General features: G+C 46.0%; 22 protein-coding genes. 17 read left to right on the top strand and 5 right to left on the bottom strand.

Features of this window, described 5'->3' with window-relative positions:
- The first annotated feature begins 98 nt into the window (after window positions 1-98).
- Genes C1I38_RS09580 through C1I38_RS09550 form a run of 7 tightly spaced genes read left to right on the top strand, consistent with a single transcriptional unit; the run spans window position 99 to window position 7,881 of the window.
- Complete coding sequence (locus tag C1I38_RS09580; RefSeq protein ID WP_119774900.1) at window positions 99-2,306, top strand: anthranilate synthase component I; 2,208 nt, start codon at window positions 99-101, stop codon at window positions 2,304-2,306.
- Entirely contained in the window at window positions 2,299-3,231 is a 933-nt protein-coding gene (locus C1I38_RS09575) for an aldolase catalytic domain-containing protein (protein ID WP_119774901.1), read from the top strand. Before C1I38_RS09580 ends, C1I38_RS09575 begins: the two co-directional genes overlap by 8 nt.
- The gene (trpB, locus tag C1I38_RS09570; RefSeq protein WP_119774902.1) at window positions 3,228-4,481 is read left to right on the top strand and encodes a tryptophan synthase subunit beta; all 1,254 of its coding nucleotides are present in this window, start codon (window positions 3,228-3,230) and stop codon (window positions 4,479-4,481) included. Before C1I38_RS09575 ends, trpB begins: the two co-directional genes overlap by 4 nt.
- Entirely contained in the window at window positions 4,471-5,253 is a 783-nt protein-coding gene (trpA, locus tag C1I38_RS09565; protein WP_119774903.1) for a tryptophan synthase subunit alpha, read from the top strand. The genes trpB and trpA overlap by 11 nt, the downstream gene beginning before the upstream one ends.
- On the top strand, window positions 5,254-6,276 hold the full coding sequence (gene trpD / locus C1I38_RS09560; protein ID WP_119774904.1) for an anthranilate phosphoribosyltransferase: 1,023 nt from the start codon (window positions 5,254-5,256) through the stop codon (window positions 6,274-6,276).
- Window positions 6,277-7,140: an indole-3-glycerol phosphate synthase TrpC gene (gene trpC, locus C1I38_RS09555; protein WP_119774905.1), complete on the top strand. Its 864-nt coding sequence runs from the start codon at window positions 6,277-6,279 to the stop codon at window positions 7,138-7,140.
- A 33-nt stretch (window positions 7,141-7,173) separates the two neighbouring features.
- Window positions 7,174-7,881, top strand: a complete 708-nt coding sequence (locus tag C1I38_RS09550) for a phosphoribosylanthranilate isomerase (RefSeq protein WP_243103650.1) — start codon at window positions 7,174-7,176, stop codon at window positions 7,879-7,881.
- 89 nt (window positions 7,882-7,970) lie between these two features.
- On the opposite strand, the gene C1I38_RS09545 is transcribed toward C1I38_RS09550, so the two are convergent.
- Complete coding sequence (locus tag C1I38_RS09545) at window positions 7,971-8,615, bottom strand: YidC/Oxa1 family membrane protein insertase (RefSeq protein ID WP_243103656.1); 645 nt, start codon at window positions 8,613-8,615, stop codon at window positions 7,971-7,973.
- 592 nt (window positions 8,616-9,207) lie between these two features.
- Between C1I38_RS09545 and C1I38_RS09540 the strand changes: the two genes are divergently transcribed.
- The gene (locus C1I38_RS09540) at window positions 9,208-9,888 is read left to right on the top strand and encodes an ElyC/SanA/YdcF family protein (protein WP_119774908.1); all 681 of its coding nucleotides are present in this window, start codon (window positions 9,208-9,210) and stop codon (window positions 9,886-9,888) included.
- Window positions 9,889-9,931: 43 nt separating this feature from the next.
- Here the strand turns inward: C1I38_RS09540 and C1I38_RS09535 are convergent, their stop codons facing one another.
- On the bottom strand, window positions 9,932-11,206 hold the full coding sequence (locus C1I38_RS09535; protein ID WP_119774909.1) for a polysaccharide deacetylase family protein: 1,275 nt from the start codon (window positions 11,204-11,206) through the stop codon (window positions 9,932-9,934).
- 61 nt (window positions 11,207-11,267) lie between these two features.
- On the bottom strand, window positions 11,268-12,425 hold the full coding sequence (locus C1I38_RS09530; RefSeq protein ID WP_243103651.1) for a glycosyltransferase: 1,158 nt from the start codon (window positions 12,423-12,425) through the stop codon (window positions 11,268-11,270).
- Window positions 12,426-12,753: 328 nt separating this feature from the next.
- Between C1I38_RS09530 and C1I38_RS09525 the strand changes: the two genes are divergently transcribed.
- The 3 genes from C1I38_RS09525 (at window position 12,754) to C1I38_RS09515 (ending at window position 16,189) form a co-directional block, all read left to right on the top strand.
- Window positions 12,754-13,332, top strand: coding sequence for a hypothetical protein (locus C1I38_RS09525; RefSeq protein ID WP_026156302.1), 579 nt, complete (start codon window positions 12,754-12,756; stop codon window positions 13,330-13,332).
- Window positions 13,333-13,486: 154 nt separating this feature from the next.
- The gene (locus tag C1I38_RS09520) at window positions 13,487-14,407 is read left to right on the top strand and encodes an ADP-ribosylglycohydrolase family protein (protein WP_119774911.1); all 921 of its coding nucleotides are present in this window, start codon (window positions 13,487-13,489) and stop codon (window positions 14,405-14,407) included.
- A 78-nt stretch (window positions 14,408-14,485) separates the two neighbouring features.
- Complete coding sequence (locus C1I38_RS09515) at window positions 14,486-16,189, top strand: glutamine--tRNA ligase/YqeY domain fusion protein (RefSeq protein ID WP_119774912.1); 1,704 nt, start codon at window positions 14,486-14,488, stop codon at window positions 16,187-16,189.
- A 112-nt stretch (window positions 16,190-16,301) separates the two neighbouring features.
- On the opposite strand, the gene C1I38_RS09510 is transcribed toward C1I38_RS09515, so the two are convergent.
- Window positions 16,302-16,508, bottom strand: coding sequence for an alpha/beta-type small acid-soluble spore protein (locus tag C1I38_RS09510; RefSeq protein ID WP_020491580.1), 207 nt, complete (start codon window positions 16,506-16,508; stop codon window positions 16,302-16,304).
- Between the two features lie 165 nt (window positions 16,509-16,673).
- Window positions 16,674-17,012: a P-II family nitrogen regulator gene (locus C1I38_RS09505; protein ID WP_020491579.1), complete on the bottom strand. Its 339-nt coding sequence runs from the start codon at window positions 17,010-17,012 to the stop codon at window positions 16,674-16,676.
- A gap of 330 nt (window positions 17,013-17,342) precedes the next feature.
- On the opposite strand from C1I38_RS09505, the gene C1I38_RS09500 reads away from it, so the two are divergent.
- The 6 genes from C1I38_RS09500 to C1I38_RS09475 all read left to right on the top strand — a co-directional run bounded on the left by C1I38_RS09500 (window position 17,343) and on the right by C1I38_RS09475 (window position 22,314).
- A complete protein-coding gene (locus tag C1I38_RS09500; RefSeq protein WP_119774913.1) occupies window positions 17,343-18,536 on the top strand; it encodes an amidohydrolase in 1,194 nt (397 codons plus the stop codon).
- 5 nt (window positions 18,537-18,541) lie between these two features.
- The gene (locus tag C1I38_RS09495; RefSeq protein ID WP_119774914.1) at window positions 18,542-19,105 is read left to right on the top strand and encodes a type II CAAX endopeptidase family protein; all 564 of its coding nucleotides are present in this window, start codon (window positions 18,542-18,544) and stop codon (window positions 19,103-19,105) included.
- A gap of 103 nt (window positions 19,106-19,208) precedes the next feature.
- A complete protein-coding gene (locus tag C1I38_RS09490; RefSeq protein WP_020491576.1) occupies window positions 19,209-19,748 on the top strand; it encodes a chromate transporter in 540 nt (179 codons plus the stop codon).
- A gap of 45 nt (window positions 19,749-19,793) precedes the next feature.
- Window positions 19,794-20,351 carry a chromate transporter gene (locus C1I38_RS09485; RefSeq protein ID WP_119774915.1) on the top strand — a complete coding sequence of 186 codons (558 nt, stop codon included), beginning with the start codon at window positions 19,794-19,796 and terminating at the stop codon, window positions 20,349-20,351.
- Between the two features lie 92 nt (window positions 20,352-20,443).
- Entirely contained in the window at window positions 20,444-20,953 is a 510-nt protein-coding gene (locus tag C1I38_RS09480) for a sigma-70 family RNA polymerase sigma factor (RefSeq protein WP_119774916.1), read from the top strand.
- Window positions 20,953-22,314 (top strand): DUF4349 domain-containing protein, encoded by a 1,362-nt coding sequence (locus C1I38_RS09475; protein WP_119774917.1) that lies wholly within the window; start codon window positions 20,953-20,955, stop codon window positions 22,312-22,314. Before C1I38_RS09480 ends, C1I38_RS09475 begins: the two co-directional genes overlap by 1 nt.
- Window positions 22,315-22,359: the final 45 nt, after the last annotated feature.

Raw genomic sequence — 22,359 nt, 5'->3', positions numbered from 1 at the left:
AGGGATAAGGGGTTTTTTGACGTTTTTGGGAGACCTGGCCTTTACCAAGGATGGCAAAGAGCGGTGTTCTACAGTAAGCGCGAGGGAGATTAACGAATATGAATACTTCAAAAAAATCTTATTTCACCAGTGGCGGACTTCTGATTCATTCCGTAACGGAAGAGGTTGATAAGTCTTATCGTGAAAAAATTATTACGGGGTTGAATGATGTCCAAGGCGCTTATTTTTGCAGCAGTTTTGAATATCCTGGCAGGTATACCCGCTGGGACATCGGATTTATCCATCCTCCGATCGAGATTCGGACATTTGGCCGAAATATTGAAATAACGGCGTTGGATCAAAAAGGACTGGTCCTGCTGGAATTTATCTATGACGTTCTGCTGCGGGAAGCATACCTGGAAACACTGGCCCGCGAGCAGTACAAAATAACGGGCAGGGTTGCCGTCAGTCAGGAATTTTTTCCGGAAGAGCAAAGAAGCAGGCAAAAATCCGTTTTTTCTGTGGTCCGCAGCCTTCTGGAAGCGTTTTATTCAGATCTAGATGCTTTTCTGGGGCTCTATGGAAGCTTCGGTTATGATCTGATCTTTCAGTTTGAAAGCATCGACCTGAAAAGACCGCGGGATGAAGCGCAGGCCGATATGGTCTTGTTTATCCCTGATGAAATCTTTGTCATCGACCATCAGAAGGACGACTGTTTCCGCACCAGGTATGACTTTGAATTCAATGGCCTTTCCAGTCTTGGTCGGGCTAAAAAAAATCTGTCAACAGCTGGAAAAATGCCAAACCACATTCAGACGACGCAGAAGGAAGTACCAAACGATACCGAAGGACGATATGCGGAAAAAGTCCGGATAGCCAAAGATTATTTTAAACGCGGTGATTTATTTGAGGTCGTTCCGTCCCATACCTTTTACCGCGCTTGTAAAATCCAGCCATCAGAAATTTTTCAAAATTTAAAAAAGATTAATCCAAGTCCGTACGGCTTTCTGATTCATCTTGGCGATGAGCACCTGATTGGCTCCTCGCCGGAAATGTTTGTCAGAGTCGAAGGCAAGAGAATCGAGACCTGTCCGATCTCCGGTACAATTCCAAGAGGCCGGGACGCATTTGAAGATGCCGAAAGGATCCGTCAGCTGCTGAACTCGCACAAAGATGAGTCTGAACTTACGATGTGCACGGACGTTGACCGCAACGACAAATCAAGGATCTGTGTACCCGGTACGGTTAAGGTGCTGGGAAGGCGCCAGATTGAGATGTATTCGCATCTGATCCATACCGTGGATCATGTGGAGGGGATTCTGGCCGACGGCTATGACGCCCTGGATGCTTTCATGACGCATATGTGGGCCGTAACCGTGACGGGGGCTCCCAAAAAAGCCGCCGTCCAATGGATTGAAGACCATGAGGAATCCAATCGTCTGTGGTACGGCGGGGCAGTCGGCATCCTCAGTTTTGACGGCCGGACGAATACAGGACTCACGCTCAGAACCATCCACTTAAAAGACGGGACCGCCGGGGTCAGAGTCGGAGCGACGCTGCTGTATGATTCCATTCCTGAAGAGGAAGAAAAGGAAACGGTTGTAAAGGCCGAAGCCCTTCTCAAAGTATTGGGTGATACGAACGCCGATATCACAGCAAATACGGAAGAGCTGCCCACAGTCTGTCCACTGCGGCAAGAAAACACTGCTGATCCTTTGCAGGTACCTTTGCAGATACCTTTGCAGGTACTGCTCGTTGATCATGAAGATTCCTTTGTACACACACTGGCCGGTTATTTCCGTAAAGCCGGCTGCCAGGTGGTCACGATGCGGCACCAACTGGCCAGAGAAGCCTTAAAGAAAGAACGGTACGATTTGGTCGTACTGTCCCCGGGCCCGGGTAAACCGTCGGATTTTAAACTCCGGGAAACGATCGGGCGCTGTCTGGACAAAGGAATTCCTCTTTTTGGGGTATGCCTGGGATTGCAGGGAATTGTCGAATATTTTGACGGAAAGCTTGGCGTATTGGACGTACCAGTTCACGGCAAACAATCGGCATTAAAAATATCTCCGGGATCAGTAATCTTTCAAAATTTGGCCAATCTAAGAGTAGGCAGATACCATTCGCTGTTTGCCGAAAAAGTACCGCCGGAACTTGAGATTACGGCTTGGACTGAAGACGGCGTCGTGATGGCCGTCGAAAACAAAGACAAAACCATTCTGGCAGTCCAGTTCCACCCCGAATCCATCATGTCGATGGAGGAGGATCAAGGATTCCGGATTATCACCAACATTTTGCCTAAACGAGGAGGTGCCTGTTGTGCGTAAGCTGACAATTCTGGACTGTACGCTCAGAGACGGAGGACTGACCAACAATTTTCAGTTTCCGGAACTGTATATGAAAGACCATATCCAGAGAATCTCCGAAGCGAAAGTTGATTATCTTGAGCTGGGGTATAAAACGGATCCCGCGTTTTGCGACCGAACAGCCTACGGCAAACTTAAATTCTGTGATGACAATGAAATACGTGACCTCATTGCTGGAATTCCGAATCTTCCTAAACTGGCTTTTATGGTGGATGTCGGCAGATTTGACCGGCGATCGGTTGAAAATGCTTCAGTTTCACCGTTCGCCATGGGTCGGGTTGCCTGCTATTTAGATCAGATTGAAGAGGCCGTCGAAGATGTCCGCTTTCTGCAAAATAAAGGCTATGAGACAACCTTAAATATTATGGCGATTTCCAGAGAAAACATCTCGGAAATTGTTTGCGGCTTACGAAAAATAAAAACGCAAATCCCTGCAGAGGCAGTCTATGTGGTAGACAGCTACGGAGCCCTTTATCCGGACGATGTCAAGAAGCTGGTATCGCTGTATAAGAAAGAATTAGACGGCATGAATGTAGGAATTCATGTGCACAACAATATGCAGCTGGCCTTTTCCAACACCATAACAGCGATTGAAAGCGGCGCGAGCTTCCTTGATGCGAGTGTCAACGGAATGGGCAGGGGAGCGGGCAACTGTCCGCTGGAATGTCTTTTGCCGTATGCCGGCAAAGACCATTATGATTTAAAGCCAGTGCTCGCGCTGATTAATGATTACTACATCCATGATGGTGACGAACGTTCTTGGGGGTACTGCCCCAAACAGCTCTTAACGGGGATTTTCAACCAGCATCCTGTCTATAGTATCCAGGGGGCAGGCGAAGATCTGATCCGAATTTATGATCATTTTCAAAGTGAGGTACAGGTATGAAGAACGAAATGGTTAACTATCTTGGAGAAAATGGCTATTTTGGCGTCTACGGCGGACGATTCGTCCCGGAGATCCTGATACCGGCTGTCGACGAACTGAATCAGGCTTTTCAGGAAATATTACGGGACGAGGATTTTTATAAGCAATACTATAATCTCCTGATGGATTTTTCAGGCAGGCCGACGCCGCTGACGTATGCCGAAGGGCTTAGTGCGTATTTTGGCAAAGCCAAAATCTATATAAAACGGGAAGATTTGAATCATTCCGGCGCTCATAAAATCAATAACGTGCTCGGGCAGGGCCTGCTCATGAAAAAGTTAGGCAAGACCAGAGTCATTGCAGAGACCGGCGCAGGTCAGCACGGAGTGGCAACGGCGATCATGGCAGCCAAAATGGGATTTCAGGCGACGATCTATATGGGTGCAGAAGATGCAGAGCGGCAGTACGCCAATGTCTTCTGGATGAAACAGCTCGGCGCTGAAGTTGTTCCCGTTACCACTGGGACGGCAACCCTCAAGGATGCTATTAACGAGGCGCTGCGCGACTGGGCAGGAAATTTTGACCATACGCATTATGCCCTTGGCACGGCGTGCGGACCAAGGCCCTTCCCGGAGATGGTCACTTTCTTTCAGTCCGTAATCAGTAAAGAAATGAAAAAACAAATCAACGATATCTCCGGCAAAAACCCAGACCGGATCTATGCCTGCCTGGGCGGAGGGTCCAATGCAATGGGCGCTTTTGTGGAATTCCTGCAAGAGCCTGGCGTAGAACTCATTGCGGTCGAAGCAGGCGGAAAAGGCGAAGCTTCCGGAAAGCATGCTTCGCGCATCGCATATGCCAAAGCCAAAACCGGTGTCTGTCAGGGCTACAAGACATTGTTTCTCCAGGATGATGACGGACAAATGCTGGATACCTGGAGCATTTCAGCAGGGCTTGATTATGTCGGCGTATCGCCAATCCTGGCGCATCTGGCGGAAACCAAGAGGGTCCGGGTTATGGCAGCCACAGATGCCGAAGTCATTGAGGCCTTTAAACTGATCATTGGCAAGGAAGGGCTGATACCGGCACTTGAATCCACCCATGCTTTCGTCGGACTTTTCAGGGAGATTGCTGACACCCAAGCGGACGATGTGATCGTTGTCAATATGTCCGGCCGGGGAGACAAGGATATTTTCAATATAGGGGAAGCATTGCAGGACGAAGGCTGGAAAGCATTTGTCACAGAAAGAGGTAAAGCCTATGCGGATTGAAAAACAAATCGAGGCTGCGAGAAGTGAGAAGAAAATACTGGTGATGACGCATCAAATTATTGGTTATCCTGATTTTGACGCCAATGAAAAAGCGATCGAATGCTTTTATAACAACGGTGTCGACCTGATCGAACTGCAAATACCTTTTTCTGACCCGATTGCCGACGGCCCCGTATTCACCAAGTCCAACCAGGCTGTATTAGAAAAAGGGATTAAAGTCAGCGACTGCCTGAAGTTTATTGAGAGAATGGCATGCAAATACCCGATCCCGTTCCTGGTCATGACGTATTATAACATTCTGTATCAATACGGCGTCAAAGCATTTATTGACAAGTGCAAAGAGATCGGTGTCCAGGGAACCATCGTGCCGGATGCGCCGCTTGATGAGGCCGGGGCCTACTACGATTATTCCCGCCAACAGGGATTGGCGGCAGTAAGTATCGCTACACCCTATTCCGATCCGAAACGACTGCAGGAGATCGCAGATATCGGGAGCGGATTCATCTATTACGTTCCCCGCAAAGGGGTAACCGGCAGTAAAACAACTTTTGACGCTGAGATTCTGGACGGAATCCAAAAAGCAAAGAACGAGACCGGCAAAACAATTGCCGTAGGTTTCGGGATTCAAGGCCCGGAAGATGTAGCCCGTTTAATCGGGACTGCCGATATTGCGATCATCGGCAGCAAGATCCAGCAGGTGCTGGAGACTGAAGGTCTGCCCGGTCTGGAACAGTTCTTACGTGACATTGCGCGTATTAACAAGGAGGAATGAATGATGGGAATGGAGACAGCTTTAAAAAAACTTTCCAATAGAGAAAATCTCAGTGCTCAGCTGGCCTATGATTCTATGACGGAAATTATGAGCGGTGAAGCCAGTGAAATCTCCATGGCGGCCTTTTTAACGGCGCTCCGCCTAAAAGGAGAGACCATTGAAGAGATTTACGGGACAAGTAAGGTGATGCGGGAAAAAGCCCTCAAAGTCGAGTGTGCATCAGAAAATCTGGTGGACACCTGCGGAACAGGCGGGGATGGCGCCCACACGTTCAATATTTCCACGACGGCAATGTTCGTTGCTGCCAGCAATGGTGTGAAAATTGCCAAGCATGGCAACCGGAGCATTACCAGCAAGAGCGGGGCCGCCGATGTTTTGGAAGCGTTGGGGGTCGAGATAGCGCTGACACCGGAAGCAATCGGGAAGTGTATCGACCAGGTCGGCCTTGGTTTTATGTTCGCCCCCCATTTCCATGCTTCAATGAAATATGCGATGCCGGTGCGTAAAGCACTTGGCTTTAAAACCATCTTTAATATTCTCGGGCCATTAGCCAATCCGGCCGCAGCCCCAAGACAGCTGATCGGCGTTTACGACAAAAGTCTTGTGCCTGTGGCTGCAGAAGTACTGAACAGACATCAAGCTGTCCACGCGATTATTGTTCACGGCAGTGACGGTCTCGACGAAATCACCCTGACAGGGCCGTCTTACGCAGCAGAACTCAAGGACGGAAAGGTAACCGAGTTTGTTATCCACCCTGAAGACTATGGTTTTGCCCTTTGTACGCGTGAAGACCTTGTTGGCGGGACACCGCAGGAAAACGCGCGGATCACCCGGGATATTCTGGCAGGGGGTCAGGGCCCCAAAGCTGACATCGTCATCCTGAATGCCGGAGCTGCTATTTATATTGGAGGTAAAGCCGCAAGTTTGCAGGAGGGGATCGGGATGGCCAGGGCTACTGTACGGGAAAAGAAAGCGCTGAAGGTTCTTAACGAGTTTATCGCTGTGACTGGGAAGGGGATATAAATGATCCTCGATCAAATCGTAGAGGCCAAAATAAAACGGCTTTCCGAACAGAAGAAAAACCTTCCCATCGAAGAGCTCATAAAAATGCTAACGATAAAGCTAAAAATTAGTGATGATCGTGATACACTTAAGCATGTTGTCAACGTGGAACGGCCTGCAGGCGTGTTTGCTTCAGCCCTGACTGCGGGACGCCGGAACAAAGATAAACCAGGGATTTCTATAATCGCGGAAGTCAAGAAGGCTTCTCCATCCAAAGGAATCCTGGCTTCGGACTTCGATTATCTGCAAATAGCCAGCATGTATGAACAGCTGGGGGCTGCGGCAATCTCCGTCTTAACAGAGCAGGATTACTTTCTTGGGAGTCCGGATTATCTGGGGAAGATTAGAGAATCCGTTAAGATTCCGCTGCTGCGCAAGGATTTTATGATTGACCCCTATCAGATTTACGAAGCAAAGATTTTGGGGGCGGATGCTATTCTGCTCATCGTAAAAATATTGGATGACCGCCAGTTGAAAGAATTTCTGGGAATAGCTGAACAGATCGGTCTGGATTGTCTTGTGGAAGTGCATGATGAAGCAGAAGCTGAAAGGGCCATGGCAGCAGGAGCCGGCATTATCGGCATCAATAACCGGAACCTTGAAACGTTCGAGGTGGATTTGAACCACAGCCGCAGAATCGGTGCCATGATCCCGGATCATCTGATCAAGGTCTCCGAAAGCGGGATTCATACGGGCGAGGATATCCTGACGGCGCAAGCATGGGGATTTGATGCTGTTCTGGTCGGAGAGGCTTTCATGAAGGCAGGCAGCATTGAACAAAAATTTGCTGAGTTTGTCAGGGTGGAGGCGAACAACTTCATTTAACACATGATTTAGGAGTTGAAATAAACGGAGGGGATGGAAGACAACGTGATAGGTATCTATGCCGGGCGGATGCCCAAAGTCAAAATTTGCGGGGTCCGCACGCTGGAGGATGTTGGAACAATCAATGAGCTGAAACCGGATTTTGCCGGATTTGTGCTTGCCCCGAGCAAAAGGCAGGTCCCGCTCAGCGAACTGAAAACGCTGATCGCCTTTTTAGACAAAAAGATCATCCCGGTCGGGGTTTTCGTCAACCAGGACCCGAATATCTTGCTGCGCGCTGTGGAAGCCGGCCTGCAAATCCTACAGCTTCATGGTGATGAGTCACCGGCATATATACGTCAATTACATGCGATGATTCTAAATAAATATCAGGATTATCGTCAAGTAACGATCTGGAAAGCTGTCAGGGTTGGAGACGCGGACCGGACAGAGCTGAACCTGGAAGCGTATCAGGGTTTGGTTGACGGTTTTGTGTACGATAAATATGATCCTAAGGCTTATGGCGGTACTGGAGAGCGTTTTAACTGGAATCTTTTGCAAAGATGTCAGAGCGGCCAACACGATAAAAACAAAGGCCGGGATATTCCAATGATCCTGGCCGGAGGCTTAAATGAAGAGAATGTTGTGTCGGCGGTTTCCTTATTCCATCCGTATTGCCTGGACGTCAGCAGCAGTGTCGAGACGGAGGGACGGAAAGATCCAGATAAAATCAAAAGGTTTATGGAACGTATCCGTGCTTAACATGCCGTTAGATAAAAAGCTCTAATAAAATAGGGTTAGATAGGTGAAGAGGACGCCGCGAAACTAAGTTTTCAGGGCGTCCTCTTTGCTTAAAGTCTTTGGACCATCTCTTCCGGAGAAGGGATATTTAAATATTTTCGCTGGATAGGGCCGAGACGAAAGATCTGGACCTCAACAAACCGAAGAACCGAGTTGGCAATCCAGTAAGCGCTCAGGGCAACAGGGGCTTTCCACAGAAAAACGACGCCAATAACAACCGGGAATATAAACATCAGTAAATTTTTGTTTTCTGCTGTAAATACACTCAGCGTCTGAAGCAGACCGGCAATAACCGGCAAAATATGAAGATGGTCTGCCACATGGAGATCGGATACCCATGGAATAAGAATACTGCCGATGGGTACGCTCAGATGTGTAACAGCGGCGTACAGGGAGAAAAAAACCGGGGCCTGGATAATAAGTGATGCAAACGTAAACAGCGGATTAATTTTATATTTGGATGCAATTTTCATTGATTCTTCATTTACTTTTTTAATCTGATTGTGAAATTTTTTAGATAAAATTGTTCTGGCTTTGGTCAAATTCACGGTTAATAATTGTACTTTTTGCTGTTTTATTGACAAAGGAAATAACAACAGTTTTATCCCTAAGGTAATCAGAGTAATAGCGATGAACCAGTCACCTGTTAAATTTACAAGCAACGTTAATAACTGGGAAAAGGCTGAACTAACCATATACACTTTAACATCATCCTCCAATGTTTTATGATGGCTAAAACAAGGAGGCTTGAGTAAGGTGAGTCATCATCGGGGCCGGCCTTTTTAATTTTTCTCCTAAAGATCAAATACTTCTTTACCTGAAGATTTTTGGGAGATGAAGAGCCGGTCAGGCAACTGGGGCGATAAGGATCCGCATATTTGACATTGCTGAAAGAAGAATGCAATTGTTTGCTTGCGGCCCAGGAGACAGCTAAGATTAATGTAAGCTGAACGATTAGAATAACCAGGATACTGCTGTCAAATTGCATTTTATCACCCCCAAGAAACTAGATTTATTATATAATTAGCTACAGGAGATAGCAAGAAGTATAAGCTTAAGGCAGTAAAGCTTACTTAAACATAGAAACGCTAGTACCATGTCAACCCTAAAACTGTAATATAATGGGGAGCAGATTTCTTTTCCACGGATGGACAAATATCGCGGATGCCATGGATGGCATAGGAGCGACAAGACAACGCAGTATTAACAGAAATCTGCCGCCAGGATATATAGATTTATGGTTGACATGGTACTAGGTAAATATGAAAGCTTAGGTAGGGATATGAAATGAAGAAACGTTTGCGAATTCGGATAAAGTATCTGATTGGTTGCCTGCTGGCGATTACAGTGATTCTCTTTGGTTCTATGCTGATGATTAATCACTATGTGGAGCAGGTTGGTACAAAATACATCAGCGATATGGATCATGTACCTAAGGCTGACGCGATCCTAGTGTTAGGTGCCTATGTATTCCCGGATGGAACCGCTTCATCCATGCTTGCCGACCGCTTGACTGTCGGTTATGAGCTTTACCAGGAAGGCAAGGCCCCCAAAATTCTTGTGAGCGGTGATCATGGACGGACAGATTATGATGAAGTTAATGCCATGAAGAGTTTCCTGAAGGAGAAAGGGGTCGCGGGTCAGAATATTTTTATGGATCACGCCGGTTTTAGTACATATGAAAGCCTATACAGAGCGAGGGATATTTTTCTTGTAAAAAAGGTAATTATCGTTACGCAGGAATATCATTTAAAACGGGCAGTCTTTGTTGCCAGGTCTTTAGGGCTTGAAGCTTATGGTGTTGCCTCAGACCGGCATGATTACGGACAGGCAATGGCCTACTATCAGCTCAGGGAACTTTTAGCCCGAAATAAAGATTTCTTATGGGCTAAAATGATTAAGCCCAAGCCGACCTATTTAGGTGATGTCATACCGGTATTTGGAGATGGCGGAGCTACTGACGATTAAATAACTGGAGAGTGAAGGGAACAGAATTATTCAATGAAAAAAGTCATCCTTGCGTGGATGACTTTTTTGTCAGGTATTTCTCAAGCAGAGCGTCTTTACTGATCCAGACGACTTTGGGCTTTGTTCCAAGTTTTTCTGTATCTTTTTTCGCGGACGGGTTATAGACCCGGTAAACGATTTTTTGCATGAAACCAATGAATCCGGCATTACCATTCGTATATTCAGTAACGTTAAACCCAAGGCCTTTGACACCACGGTTGATGAGTGTAATACCGAGGAACGCCTTGATATCTTTATAATTAGGGTTCAGGGAAATATAGCGTGCCAGAACAGGCAGGGAGAGCCTGGCCTGTTTTAAAGCGTTATAGCCGATTTTTTGAATATTCGTGCCAAGCCCCCGGAAACGGGTATTGTCAAGGTGGATCTCCCCGACCATATCACCTGCTGAGGCAATTAATTCACCGTTTTCATTAAACAAGTCAGGTCCATGGTAACGGGTAAGGCCCAGGCGGAAGATATTACGTTCGTCGATTCTGGTAATCTGTTTGCAGCGCGCGTAAAAAAGCTCCCATTTCTCCCAAACGCGGAAACCAATTCTTCTCGGCAGTGACCAGTCGGGAAGCTGAAGCGGAACGAGCGGCAGCTTAAGTTCTTTTTGTATTTCGATGACCAGTGGTTTTAAAGCAGCTAAGGTATTTTCAGGAGCGCCCTTATCGCCGCCGCTGTCATGAAGCAGGATAATTGTACCTTCTTTGGTTCGGTGGGTTATTCTTTGCACAATACGGTGCGGAGTTCTTTCGATGTGCCAGTCTCTGCCGTCGGCGCTCCAGCTAATCAGCTTTTTGCCTTTAAAATGGCACCAAAATAAAAGGGAAAGGTTAACCCCTCCCCAGGGAGCTCTGACATAGACGGGTTCCTGACCGGTCAGACGGTGCATTTCCTCCATCGCTTTATTCCACAAGTTCCAGGTCTTTAGCGGGGGCATCAGCCAGGCGTGCCGGTGACGGTAACCGTGACTGCCGACGGTATGACCGTGGTCTAGGATGCTCTTGACAAGTTCCGGCTGTTTTTCAGCCTTTTCAGCAACCAGAAAAAAACAGGCCCGAACGTTTTGCTCGGCTAATACTGCCAGGAACTTCGGGGTGTATCTGGGATCGGGTCCGTCATCAAACGTTAAGGTGACACCTGGAGAATAATGACGTTTCCAGGAACCAATACCGAAAAAATGCACAAATAGTTCGGGAATAAGAGCATAGACCGCAAAGACTGCAAAGAGTGAGATTGCGACGATAAAGACGCACAGCAAGGTTGTGGACACTGCAGATTCACTTCCCTTAAGTTGACTTTAAGTTTTATCCGAATCCTTGAGGTTCGCGAAATCAGCTCGGGACTTGGGAAATATTGACCGTTTCTTTGTAGATCTGGGGCTTTACGGATTGACCTAAGGCTAGTTCCAAGATTTTTTCCCAGGCATGGTTCTCTATTTCCGATAAGTAGCTGTCAACGCGGTTTTGCCAAAGCATCTGTTCGTTTTGATCTCTAAAAAAGGCATCTAACTGTTTGGCGACCGGGTAATTTAAATCTAAATCATAGATCAATTTTTTTTCGCTGAGATAATTCTTATTGATTTGTTCCTGCCCCGGAAGTGCGGAATGGACAAAAATTGGCAGTTTTTTATGAAGCGTCTCACTGATGGTTACGCCGCCGGGTTTGGTAATAATGGCATCGGCCTCGTCATACAGTGCGTTGAGGGTTTCCCTGGATGAAATATAGGACAGGGGCTTTAAATTAGGCAGTTTCAGGGAGTGAATATCTTTATACAGTTTCTTGTTTTTGCCGCATAGCAGGGAAAAAGTGTAGGATTTCTCTTTTTTACCCGGCAGGCTGTAAAGCAAATGTTCGATATCACCGAGACCGCCGCTTCCGCCGGAAATCAGAATATGGTAAGGAAGCGGTGTTTTGGAGGTTGTTCGAGGCAGGAAGCAGTCATCAACAGGAATACCCGTCACAAATATTTTAGACGGATCAATGTTATTCTGGGAGATTAATTGCGCCTTAATATGTTGATCAGGGACAAAATGGTAATCTATGTATTCTGTTCCCCAAAGCTTATTCACAAAGAAATCAGTGTAGACATTGATTACGGGCGCAGTTGTGATACCGGAATTTTTAAGCCTGTCGATTAAGAAGGAAGGGAAAGCCTGGGTACATACGATCAAATCAGGCTGTTCTTCTTGCAGCAGGCTATTCATTTTGTCAAGGAATTTATATTCATACCAGTTAAAGTGCTTGGTTGATTTGGTCGGGTACACAAAGTTCCGGTAAATCCAGACGAAGGTTTGGGGAGAATGGTCGATCCAGGTCAGGTAAGTTAACCGGAATGCTTTCTCCAGCCGTTTGTCCGCATAACTGAAGAAATCTATCTTTGAGCATTTAAGATTACTGATTCGGTTTTCTAAGGAACGAATCATTGCATCGGCTACGGTATGATGACCCGTAGGGATTTGAAGGAACGGAAGAAAAAGTATCCGCATCATAACTTCCCCTTTCCAGCAACCTATTATTGTCCAAAGATAATTGAAGGCAGCTATACATTTATAATTTTACTTTTTAATAGTGGTTTTTGTAAACCTAGTTTTTCCATTTATTTTTATATATATTCTTAAACAGAGCGAAGCTAGTACCTTGTTAATCCTAAAATTATAAAGATGTAGGGCTGACGTCGTACCGGCCTGAGAGAAATAAAACATATCAATGAAAAGATAATAATATATTAAAATGAAAAAATTGCATTCTGCATTTCGTTTAGATTTCTGTGAACCTGCAAATAATGATTTTGTTTAACGATAGCTGGGAGTGTGCAAATTGGCAAAGAAAAAAAATAAACTAATCAGTTATTCCAATATGATTGCCACTGTTGGGACAGCCATACTTGCCGTCACGGCACTGATCACCGTCTACATCACGGTGTCTGCCTGGAACGAGGAGAGAGAAGCCAACCGTCCGTACTTTACGTTCAAGGATTCTCCCGAAGTGGTATTAAGAGAGTCACCTGAATTTGAGATGGTTTTTACCAATGTCGGAGAGCATCCTGCCGTTAGTCTTTGGAGCAAGTCTATTGTTTTTCAGGCCGGCTTAAAGGAAAAACCGGTCACAATTGACGAATATGCGCTCGTCAATGATATTCCAAAAAATGCTTCGGCCACCTTACTGATTAGTCTCGAAGGCATCAACAAACAAAAGACATTGAAAGATGTGCCTCCCTATTTCTTTGTCATTGTTTTGAGATATGAAGACCCGATCATCAATGAGAGCTTTGAACAAACGCTATATATCAAATGGAATGGTATGAAAGGCGGGGAAATCCTCACAACCAACCATACGGAAGAAGCCGAGAAGGAACAAATCATTCAGTATTTTAAACAAAATAGAATTAATTTATAGATAGCGTGAATGCAAATAATCTGGAGTATTAAGTCACTGTTTATTTGAAATTCGGATAGTTCATTTTGGAATGAAAGTGTTATGATAACGGTATAGCAATTAATGGCTGCAACCTCAACAAGAAGTTGCGCGATTTGGATAAGGGGAAAACAAAATGGCAGATCTTGTTTCCAGGGCAAGGGGAGCGATGTTCGGGGTGGCAGCCGGGGATGCGCTTGGGGCAACCCTTGAATTTATGAGCCGCGAAGAAATTGTTCATACCTATGGCCGACACCGGGATATGACCGGCGGGGGATTCTGGAGATTGGCGCCCGGAGAAATTACCGATGATACAGAAATGACCCTTGCGGCAGCCAAGGGGATTCTTGAAGACCCCGCAGACCCGGTAAAGGCTGTTGCCCGGAATTTCCGGGAATGGGCCCGGCAGGAGCCCAAATGTATCGGAAATATCTGCCGGATGGTTCTGCAGGAAGGAATCCGGACAGAAACGGATAATGAACAGGAATGGCTGCAAATCGCTGAGAACGCCCATCGACTCAGCGGCGGGAAAAGCGGCGGCAATGGTTCGCTGATGAGAACGGTCCCGGTGGTCATTGCCTATTATAATAACCTGGCGAAAATGATGGATATGGCGGCAAGATTATCGGCTCTGACTCATTATGATCCACTGGCAGGAGCTTGTGTGGTTTTTTATTGTAAAATTGTCAGGGAATTGCTTTTAGGAGAAGATCTCCGCATTGTGCTGGAAAAGGCCCAGACGGATGCTCCATTTGCGCTGAAAATGAACTTAAGTACGGATCAAATGAAAACAAACGGTTACGTTGTCCATACATTGGAAACGGCCTTAAACTGTGTCTTTCAGACTAATTCTCTGGAAGAAGCGCTGGTAATGGCCGTAAACCTCGGAGGAGACGCGGATACGATCGGCGCAGTAACCGGCGGGATGGCCGGAGCCTGCTACGGCATAGAGAATATACCGTCCAGGTGGCTGGAGAAGCTCTCGCGAAGAGATGAACTCTTAGTGCTGACGGACAGGCTGCTTGCTATTGACAGGGGGCCGAAAATAGGTATTTGAAATTTCTTAGAAATCTACTATACTAAGATAATATAAGTGTTTAGGATAATATAAGTGTTTTCGTAGGGGGTTACTGCTATTAATACATCAAATACATCAAATTCTTCTTATTCATCATCCAATTTCATTCAAAATATTATCCGGGAAGATTTAAAGCTGAATAAAAACAACGGCAGGGTACATACACGTTTTCCTCCTGAACCTAACGGCTATCTTCATATCGGGCACGCCAAATCCATCTGTTTGAATTTCGGCACGGCGCTGGAATTTAACGGATGCTGCAATCTTAGGTTTGACGATACCAACCCGAGCAAAGAGGAAACCGAATTTGTCGAATCGATTCAGGAAGACGTCCAATGGCTGGGATTTTCCTGGCAAGACAGGATGTACTATGCTTCCGATTATTTTGAAAAGCTGTATGCATTTGCTATAAAGCTGATTGAAAAAGACAAGGCGTTTGTCTGTGATCTGTCGGCAGAGGAAATACGGGAATATCGTGGGACGCTGACCCAGCCCGGAGAGGACAGCCCTTACCGTACCCGTTCTGTCGAAGAAAATCTTGACCTGTTCCAAAGAATGAGAGCCGGAGAATTCCCGAACGGTGCGAAAGTGCTCAGAGCAAAAATAGATATGGGTTCTCCGAATTTAAATATGCGTGATCCGGTGATTTACCGCATCATGCATGCGTCGCATCATCGGACCGGAAATGCCTGGTGTATTTACCCAATGTATGACTTTGCGCATCCTTTATCGGACGCGCTGGAACATATTACCCATTCGATTTGCACGATGGAGTTTGAAGACCACCGGCCGCTCTACGATTGGCTGACGGAACAGCTGATCGAAGGGGACAGGCCCAGACAATATGAATTTGCCCGTTTGGATCTGACGAATACGGTCATGAGCAAAAGAAAGCTTCGCCAATTAGTTGAAGGCGGTTATGTTCAGGGGTGGGATGATCCGCGGATGCCTACGATTTCCGGTTTAAGGCGCAGAGGCTATACACCGGAAGCGATCAGGGATTTCTGTGACCGTATCGGCGTAGCCAAAGCCAATAGCATCGTCGATGTCGCTTTACTAGAACATTGCTTGCGTGAAGATCTGAACAGCAAAGCCAAGCGGGTGATGGCCGTTTTGGATCCGATCAAGGTCATCCTGATCAACTATCCGGAAAATCAAGAAGAATTCCTGGAAGCGGAGAATAATCCGGAGGATCCGGAGGCAGGGACCAGGCTGATCCCGTTTTCGCGCACAATTTATATTGAACGCGAAGACTTTATGGAGGAGCCGCCCAAAAAATTCTTCCGTCTTTCTCCAGGTAATGAAGTCCGGCTAAAACATGCCTATATAATCAAATGTGAAAGAGTCCTGAAAGATGAAGATGGCCAAATCTCTGAAATCCATTGCACGTACGATCCGGATACCAAAAGCGGAGGTTCGGCCAGCTCAAGAAAGGTGAAGGGGACGCTTCACTGGGTCTCCGCGGCCCATGCTGAAAACGCTGAGATACGCTTGTATGACTATTTGATCAGGGATGACCAGTATACGGAAGATGATTCGGCAGAGAGTGACGACTTCCTTGCCAGAATCAATCCCGATTCCCTGCGAATTCTGAAACAATGCAAAATTGAACCGGGTTTAAAAGAAGCTGATCCGGGCAGCAAATATCAATTCTTGAGACAGGGTTATTTCTGCGCTGACTTGAAAGACCATTCCAATGATCATCCGGTCTTTAACCAAATCGTCGGATTGCGGGACAGCTGGGCAAAGATTAATAAATAATCCAGTAAATATGATGATGAATAAGATTTTTTTGCTTTTATGAAAGTAAAGAAGCATTCCGATTAAGGAATGCTTCTTATACATTGCTGCTAGGAAAGTAAGCTAAGAGAAGTTAGATTCTCTGTCCGCTTTTCAGCTGCTGCTCAGCAAATTGTACCATGCGTTTGGTCATATTGCCACCGACGGATCCGTTTTCACGGGAAGTGCGGTCCCCACCCAAGGTAGCACCCATTTCATTGGCGATCTCGTATTTCAGTTGTTCCAGTCCTTTTCCTGAACCTTGAACGGCAGGATTGTTTGAATTTCTTTCACCAGCCATGTCATTTTCCTCCTTAAAATATAAGTTTTTTTGTTTGGGAGTCGTACTTATTATTCGTTAATCTGATATTCTTAAACCCGGTAATTGTTTGCTTATATTTTAGGAAGTACCATATCTGGAAAAAAACTCATGATTGCCATGGATATTAAAATTTTTTGAAGAGAATTAGACGGCTTTTTCTCCCGATTCTCCTGTTCTGATCCGCACGGCATTCAGTACATCATAGACGAAGATTTTTCCGTCACCGATTTCTCCGGTTCTGGCAGTATCGGTGATGATTTCGATGACTTTGGCCACGGATTCATCCGGGACAACAATCTCGATTTTGTATTTAGGCAATAGATTGATGGTATAGGCATTTCCACGGTATACTTCTGTTTTTCCCTGTTGAAGTCCGCAGCCGATGACGTTGGTGACCGTCATTCCTTTGATCCCAAATTTGCCGAGGGCTTCTTTCACGTTTTCCAATTTAGCTGGCCGAATAATACACTCAATTTTTTTCATTGTATCCACCTCTTCGATTCAATCGTATTTTTGATAAACAGCATAGTACAATGTCAATGCCGTCATGAAGAAATTCAGACTGGAACATACAGGGCAGGATTGACATGGTAACGACAAAAAAGTCCCCGGGATCAAATCCCGAGGACATCGTTGTCCGCGTTTACTATTTATCTGAATATATCGTAGCAGAATACCGGTATAATGCAAGAAATTTAATCAAAGAATTTTGTATTCATTGCCGATCGCGCAATAAATGTCCGGTGTTTCAAGGATTATGCATATTTTTGGAGAATTAATGGGTGATACTTATCCGATACAGGAGTTGACGATATGGCAGAAAATGAACGAATAACGGCCATTAGTGGACTTGTTGCCGAGAAAAAAGAAGAAATTATCGATCTGAGAAGGACCTTTCATCGCTATCCTGAATTGTCTTTTCAGGAGTATCGTACAGCAGATATGATCTTCGACAGATTGCATGGAGTCCCAGGCATTGAGGTATCAAGACCGACAGAGACCAGTATTCTGGCCGCCATAAAGGGCAGTATGCCGGGAAAAATTGTGGCGCTCAGGGGTGATCTTGATGCGCTGCCGATCCTGGAAGAAAACGATGTACCTTACCGGTCCCAAAATATCGGGACGATGCATGCTTGTGGGCATGACGGCCATGCGGCCATGCTGGTTGGAGCTGCAAAAGTCCTTGCGGAACTAAAATCCGGGATGAAAGGAGAAATCCGCTGCATCTTTCAGCATGCTGAAGAAAAACATCCCGGCGGGGCCAAGGATCTTGTTAAACTAGGCCTCCTGAACGGGGTCGATGCGATTCTTACACTTCATCTCTTTACATCTTTGCCTGTTGGAAAAATCGGCTTAGCCACGGGCCCTTTAATGGCTGCCCCGGATAACTTTACAATATCAATATTTGGCAAAGGAGGCCATGCCGCGATGCCTGAGGATACCATCGATCCGGTATTGGTCAGTGCGCAGGTCGTTACCGCCCTGCAAAATATCGTATCCCGCCAAATCAGCGCTCTGAAATCCGTCGTCCTGTCTATTACCAATATTCAAGGCGGTTCGGCTTTTAATGTCATACCTGAGCGGGTAGACCTGAAAGGAACCGTCAGGACATTTGACCGGGACACCCGTCTGGAAATCCCGAAACGGATGGAAAATATCATCAAAGGGGTCTGTATTGCTTATGGCGCAAAATACACTTTCGATTACGAGCTCGGTTATGATCCTGTTGTTAACAGCAGTTCCGTTGCCGGCAAAGTAACGGAAATACTGAAAGAAGAATTCGGAGCAAAAGCATTGATTAAAGCCAGTCCGGTGATGTGGGGCGAGGACTTTTCCGCTTATCTTCATCGCTTACCGGGTATGCTGATATTTATCGGGGCAGGGAATAAGAAGAAAGGAATCATTCATCCGCACCATCATCCATGTTTTAATATTGATGAAGAAGCGCTTAGCATAGGAACCCGGGTTCTGGCATGCTCGGCGCTCGGACTGTTGGATAGGATGTAACGGCAATGGAAATATCTAAAAAGATGCTGGGTTTGAATATCCTGTTATCGCAGGCGATTCTGATTGTGATTGCCCTGGGCCTGTGGGTAATACTAAGATTATTTGACAGAAAAATTGTGTTGGCGGAAATGTTCACAATCGATAGCTTGAGTAAAGCCTTTATTGCGTTAATTATCGGCTGCGCCGTCCTGATTGCGCTTCAATTTCTTTTCTTAAAATATGTACCGAAGGAAAGACTGTTTGATGAGATTAATCTTATCCTGATGGAGAAATTCTCACTAACGGAGCTTTTACCACTATTTTTTCTCGGTGCTTTCAGTGAGGAATTCCTGTTCAGAGGCATGATTCAGCCGGTTTTAGGGTTATGCCTGACGGCTGTTGTCTTTACGCTGATTCACTACAGATACTGGCGCCAAGTTTTCATTCTTGTGGAAGTGTTCCTGATGGGAATCCTTCTTGGCGTTGTCTATGCCGTTTCTTTAACACTCTGGGTCCCCGTATTATGTCATTTTATCGTCAATATGACAACGGCTTTTTGGATCAAAAAGGGCACTTTTGAATTGATTTGAAAGGCCAAAAACGTTTGCTATAATTGAATTGGGTTAAAGCATCATGACAGGATACGAACAGGATGATAGTACGTAGTACGAACAGGATATAGAAGGAGAATAAATGGCAACCGATTTGTGGAATTTGTTTATCGCTTTTTTTCGGGCAAGCAACTTGTCCTTTGGCGGCGGGCCGGCGATGATTCCGCTGATTCAGGCGGAGACCGTCGATAATTATCACTGGCTGACCAATGCTCAGTTTGCTGATGCCATTGCCTTGGCAAATACGCTTCCCGGGCCGCTTGGAACCAAAGTAGCGGCTTATCTGGGCTATCAAGTTGCTTCCTGGCCGGGAGCGATTGTCGCCTTACTGGCAACCATTCTGCCTACGGTGCTGGTCTTGATAGTCTTAGGCGGTATCTTAAAAAAACATGCGGATTCCAGTAATTTGAAGGCTGCACTGACCGGAGTGAGGCCTGTTGTTACCGCTTTGCTGATCATCGTAGCTTATGAGATGGCGGTTGATGCTTTCCAGATCCAAGTACCTCTGGATTATGCCACTGTACTGATCGCAGTCGTATCCGCAGCAGCGCTGTATTATATTAAAATTCATCCGGTATTGCTGATTGTCCTGTCGATGGTTATCGGTTACCTGATTTATTGACACAGCAGGTTTGAACACTATAAATTCAGATTTTGGGAGTATAAAATGAAAGCGCTTTGGGATTTATTTATTGCTTTTTTCAGAGCCAGCAATTTTAGTTTCGGCGGCGGACCGGCTATGATCCCGATTATCCAGAATGAAACGGTGCATAAATATCAGTGGCTCACCAGTGAAGATTTTACAAACTACGTGGCGATATCGAATTCTTTGCCGGCGCCGATTGCGACGAAATTGGCCGGAATGATCGGGTACCGCGTCAAGGGCTGGAGCGGGGCACTGGCCGCAATCATTGGCGCTGTTTTGCCGACGGCGTTTATCATGATACTTTTGGGTCACCTGCTGATTAACTATGCTGACTCACCTGCACTGCAGGCAATGCTGAAAGGGGTCAGACCTGTCGTTGTGGTGCTTTTGGCTCAGTCAGCGCTGCAGATGGGGCAGAGCGCTTGTAAGGATAAAGTTACCTGGTTCATGGGGATCGCAGCTTTTGCCGTTATGCTGATTTGGCCCGGACTAAATCCGGCATTTTTGGTTGTCGTTTCTATGATTCTGGGGATATTTATTTTTAAGAAAAAACTTGAATCAGAAAATTTTTCTAAATAAGGAAGATACGAATCAGAAAAACATGGATATTTCCGTCTATACTGTTGCCCGGGTAGTATTCAATGTTTCGGTTTAAGGGGGTGGGTCTGGGTATGAATCAAGCAGAGGCCTCATTTGATGAAATATATGAGGAACTATTCCCGTTTGTTTACAGGTTTGTCTGTCTGAGAATTCCTTCATCGGAAATTGAAGATGTTACTTCTGAAATCATGGCCAAGGTCTGGCGATCACTGGCCGGCTTTGAAGGGAGAAGCTCTTTGAAATGCTGGGCGTTAAAAATTGCTTCGAATTATATCGCGGATTTTTATCGGGCCAGGAAACAGGTTAACATGATTCCGATTACGGAAGAAATCCAGGATGCAAATAACAGCAGAGATTATGGGGAGGATCTGGGCACTGTCCTTTCGGTAAGCAATACCCTTTCCCAGTTGACGGAACCGCAGGTCGCTGTGATTCAATTACGGCTGATCGATGGATTCAGCGCATCCGAAACGGCGTCCATTCTCGGTACCACGCAACAGGCGGTAGACAGCCTGCTCTACCGGGCCAAAAAAAGTTTCCGGACAGCCTATCAGGCGGAACTGGCTGGAGGTGAATGCTGATGTCTGAAGACAAAATGACAGCCATGTGGGAAGAAGATGGTGATCTTATGCGTCTTAAGAAGTTTTTTGGTTACGTCTGTCAGGGCGATGGCATTAAGGAGCGAATCAAAGACAAAACCGTGGAAAAAATTTTGGAATCTGTTAAAAATCAGCCGCTGGAAAACGTGATGTTTGTAGCTGCTGAAGCAAGCACGGAAATCAATAATGAAACCAATAAGGAAGCCAGCACCGAAAAGAGTACTCAGGTTCAGCAAGCAGCTTCAAAGGCGAACAGATTTGGAACGTTGGCAGCCCGGATAAGAAACAAACTTCTCTATGGCAATAAAAAAGCGTTTGTGTTGATCGGCTGTGCCGCTGTTATCGTTCTGGCCGTTGGTCTTGGTGTGAGTGGGACCCTGACGGGGGTTGATTTACAGAAGCAGGTCAGTTCACTGCAAACGGCAACAGATAGTACCAGAAATGATAGGGCGAACGGATTTGCAGCGAGCCCTGATGCCGGTGTTATAGATGAATCTACCGAAGGTGGAGCGGCTGATGCCGGATTTACTGGCTCTCCCTCATCAACTGAGCCTGCTGCTGCTCAGAAAAAAAGTTTGGAGAATTCAGTTCCGAGTGGATATGCAGAATATGATTTTGCCCGGCAGAAAACCATTTATATGCTCGACATTTCCTTGAAGGCAGATGATGTCAAAGTTGCGTCAAAGGCACTTGAGGAGAAAGTTAAGACTCTCGGCGGGTACGTCGCCGAATCGACCCGGAGTAATTATGACAATGGTTTGACGGCTTTTCTCTCTTTAAGAATACCTGCCGAACAATTCGAGACGTTTAAAAACAGTATTCCCCAGTTCGGCACTGTCGTCAACGAACACCAGAATACCGAAGATGTATCGATGACTTATTTTGATACAGAAACCCGTTTAAGATCCTGGGAGGCTCAGGAAAAACGGTATTTGGAAATTCTCGAAAAAGCGAATTCCGTTGAGGACATTCTAAAAATTGAAAACTCCCTGGCCGCTGTCCGTCAAGAGATCGAAAGCCTGAAAGGGCAGCTTAAATACTATGATAACCGGGTGGAATACTCCCAGGTCACCATCAATATTGAGCAGGCCCGGAACGACCTGACGGTCAATAATCCCTGGCAGCCGATATCGCTGAAGAATACCTTGATTGCCGTGAAGAATGCTTTGATCAAGACCGTAAGCTTCCTCTGGAATGCGCTTAACTATGTGCTGGTCTTCATCGGCTATGCGCTGCCGGTATTGGCGGTTCTGCTGCTGATCTGGCTGGTCTGCCGGATCATTAGAAAACGCAGGATGCTTTCGGAGAAAAGCTTTAGACGAAATAAGGAAGATGAAGAATAAAATCTTATATTTATAACAAAACGATCGATGATAAAGCTAGGATGT

It is taken from the genome of Dehalobacter sp. 12DCB1 (assembly GCF_004343605.1).
GTDB lineage: Bacteria > Bacillota > Desulfitobacteriia > Desulfitobacteriales > Syntrophobotulaceae > Dehalobacter.
Note: the sequence above shows the minus strand (reverse complement) of the source record. Positions and strands in the feature narration are given on the sequence as shown.

Coding starts and splice junctions, on each gene's coding strand:
- C1I38_RS09480 (WP_119774916.1), top strand. CDS start 20,444: ATGAATCAAGCAGAGGCCTCATTTGATGAAATATATGAGGAACTATTC.
- C1I38_RS09500 (WP_119774913.1), top strand. CDS start 17,343: ATGGCAGAAAATGAACGAATAACGGCCATTAGTGGACTTGTTGCCGAG.
- C1I38_RS09580 (WP_119774900.1), top strand. CDS start 99: ATGAATACTTCAAAAAAATCTTATTTCACCAGTGGCGGACTTCTGATT.
- C1I38_RS09530 (WP_243103651.1), bottom strand. CDS start 12,425: ATGATGCGGATACTTTTTCTTCCGTTCCTTCAAATCCCTACGGGTCAT.
- trpD (WP_119774904.1), top strand. CDS start 5,254: ATGATGGGAATGGAGACAGCTTTAAAAAAACTTTCCAATAGAGAAAAT.
- C1I38_RS09545 (WP_243103656.1), bottom strand. CDS start 8,615: ATGGTTAGTTCAGCCTTTTCCCAGTTATTAACGTTGCTTGTAAATTTA.
- trpC (WP_119774905.1), top strand. CDS start 6,277: ATGATCCTCGATCAAATCGTAGAGGCCAAAATAAAACGGCTTTCCGAA.
- C1I38_RS09495 (WP_119774914.1), top strand. CDS start 18,542: ATGGAAATATCTAAAAAGATGCTGGGTTTGAATATCCTGTTATCGCAG.
- C1I38_RS09485 (WP_119774915.1), top strand. CDS start 19,794: ATGAAAGCGCTTTGGGATTTATTTATTGCTTTTTTCAGAGCCAGCAAT.
- C1I38_RS09540 (WP_119774908.1), top strand. CDS start 9,208: ATGAAGAAACGTTTGCGAATTCGGATAAAGTATCTGATTGGTTGCCTG.
- C1I38_RS09490 (WP_020491576.1), top strand. CDS start 19,209: ATGGCAACCGATTTGTGGAATTTGTTTATCGCTTTTTTTCGGGCAAGC.
- C1I38_RS09510 (WP_020491580.1), bottom strand. CDS start 16,508: ATGGCTGGTGAAAGAAATTCAAACAATCCTGCCGTTCAAGGTTCAGGA.
- C1I38_RS09475 (WP_119774917.1), top strand. CDS start 20,953: ATGTCTGAAGACAAAATGACAGCCATGTGGGAAGAAGATGGTGATCTT.
- trpA (WP_119774903.1), top strand. CDS start 4,471: ATGCGGATTGAAAAACAAATCGAGGCTGCGAGAAGTGAGAAGAAAATA.
- C1I38_RS09550 (WP_243103650.1), top strand. CDS start 7,174: ATGGAAGACAACGTGATAGGTATCTATGCCGGGCGGATGCCCAAAGTC.
- C1I38_RS09520 (WP_119774911.1), top strand. CDS start 13,487: ATGGCAGATCTTGTTTCCAGGGCAAGGGGAGCGATGTTCGGGGTGGCA.
- trpB (WP_119774902.1), top strand. CDS start 3,228: ATGAAGAACGAAATGGTTAACTATCTTGGAGAAAATGGCTATTTTGGC.
- C1I38_RS09505 (WP_020491579.1), bottom strand. CDS start 17,012: ATGAAAAAAATTGAGTGTATTATTCGGCCAGCTAAATTGGAAAACGTG.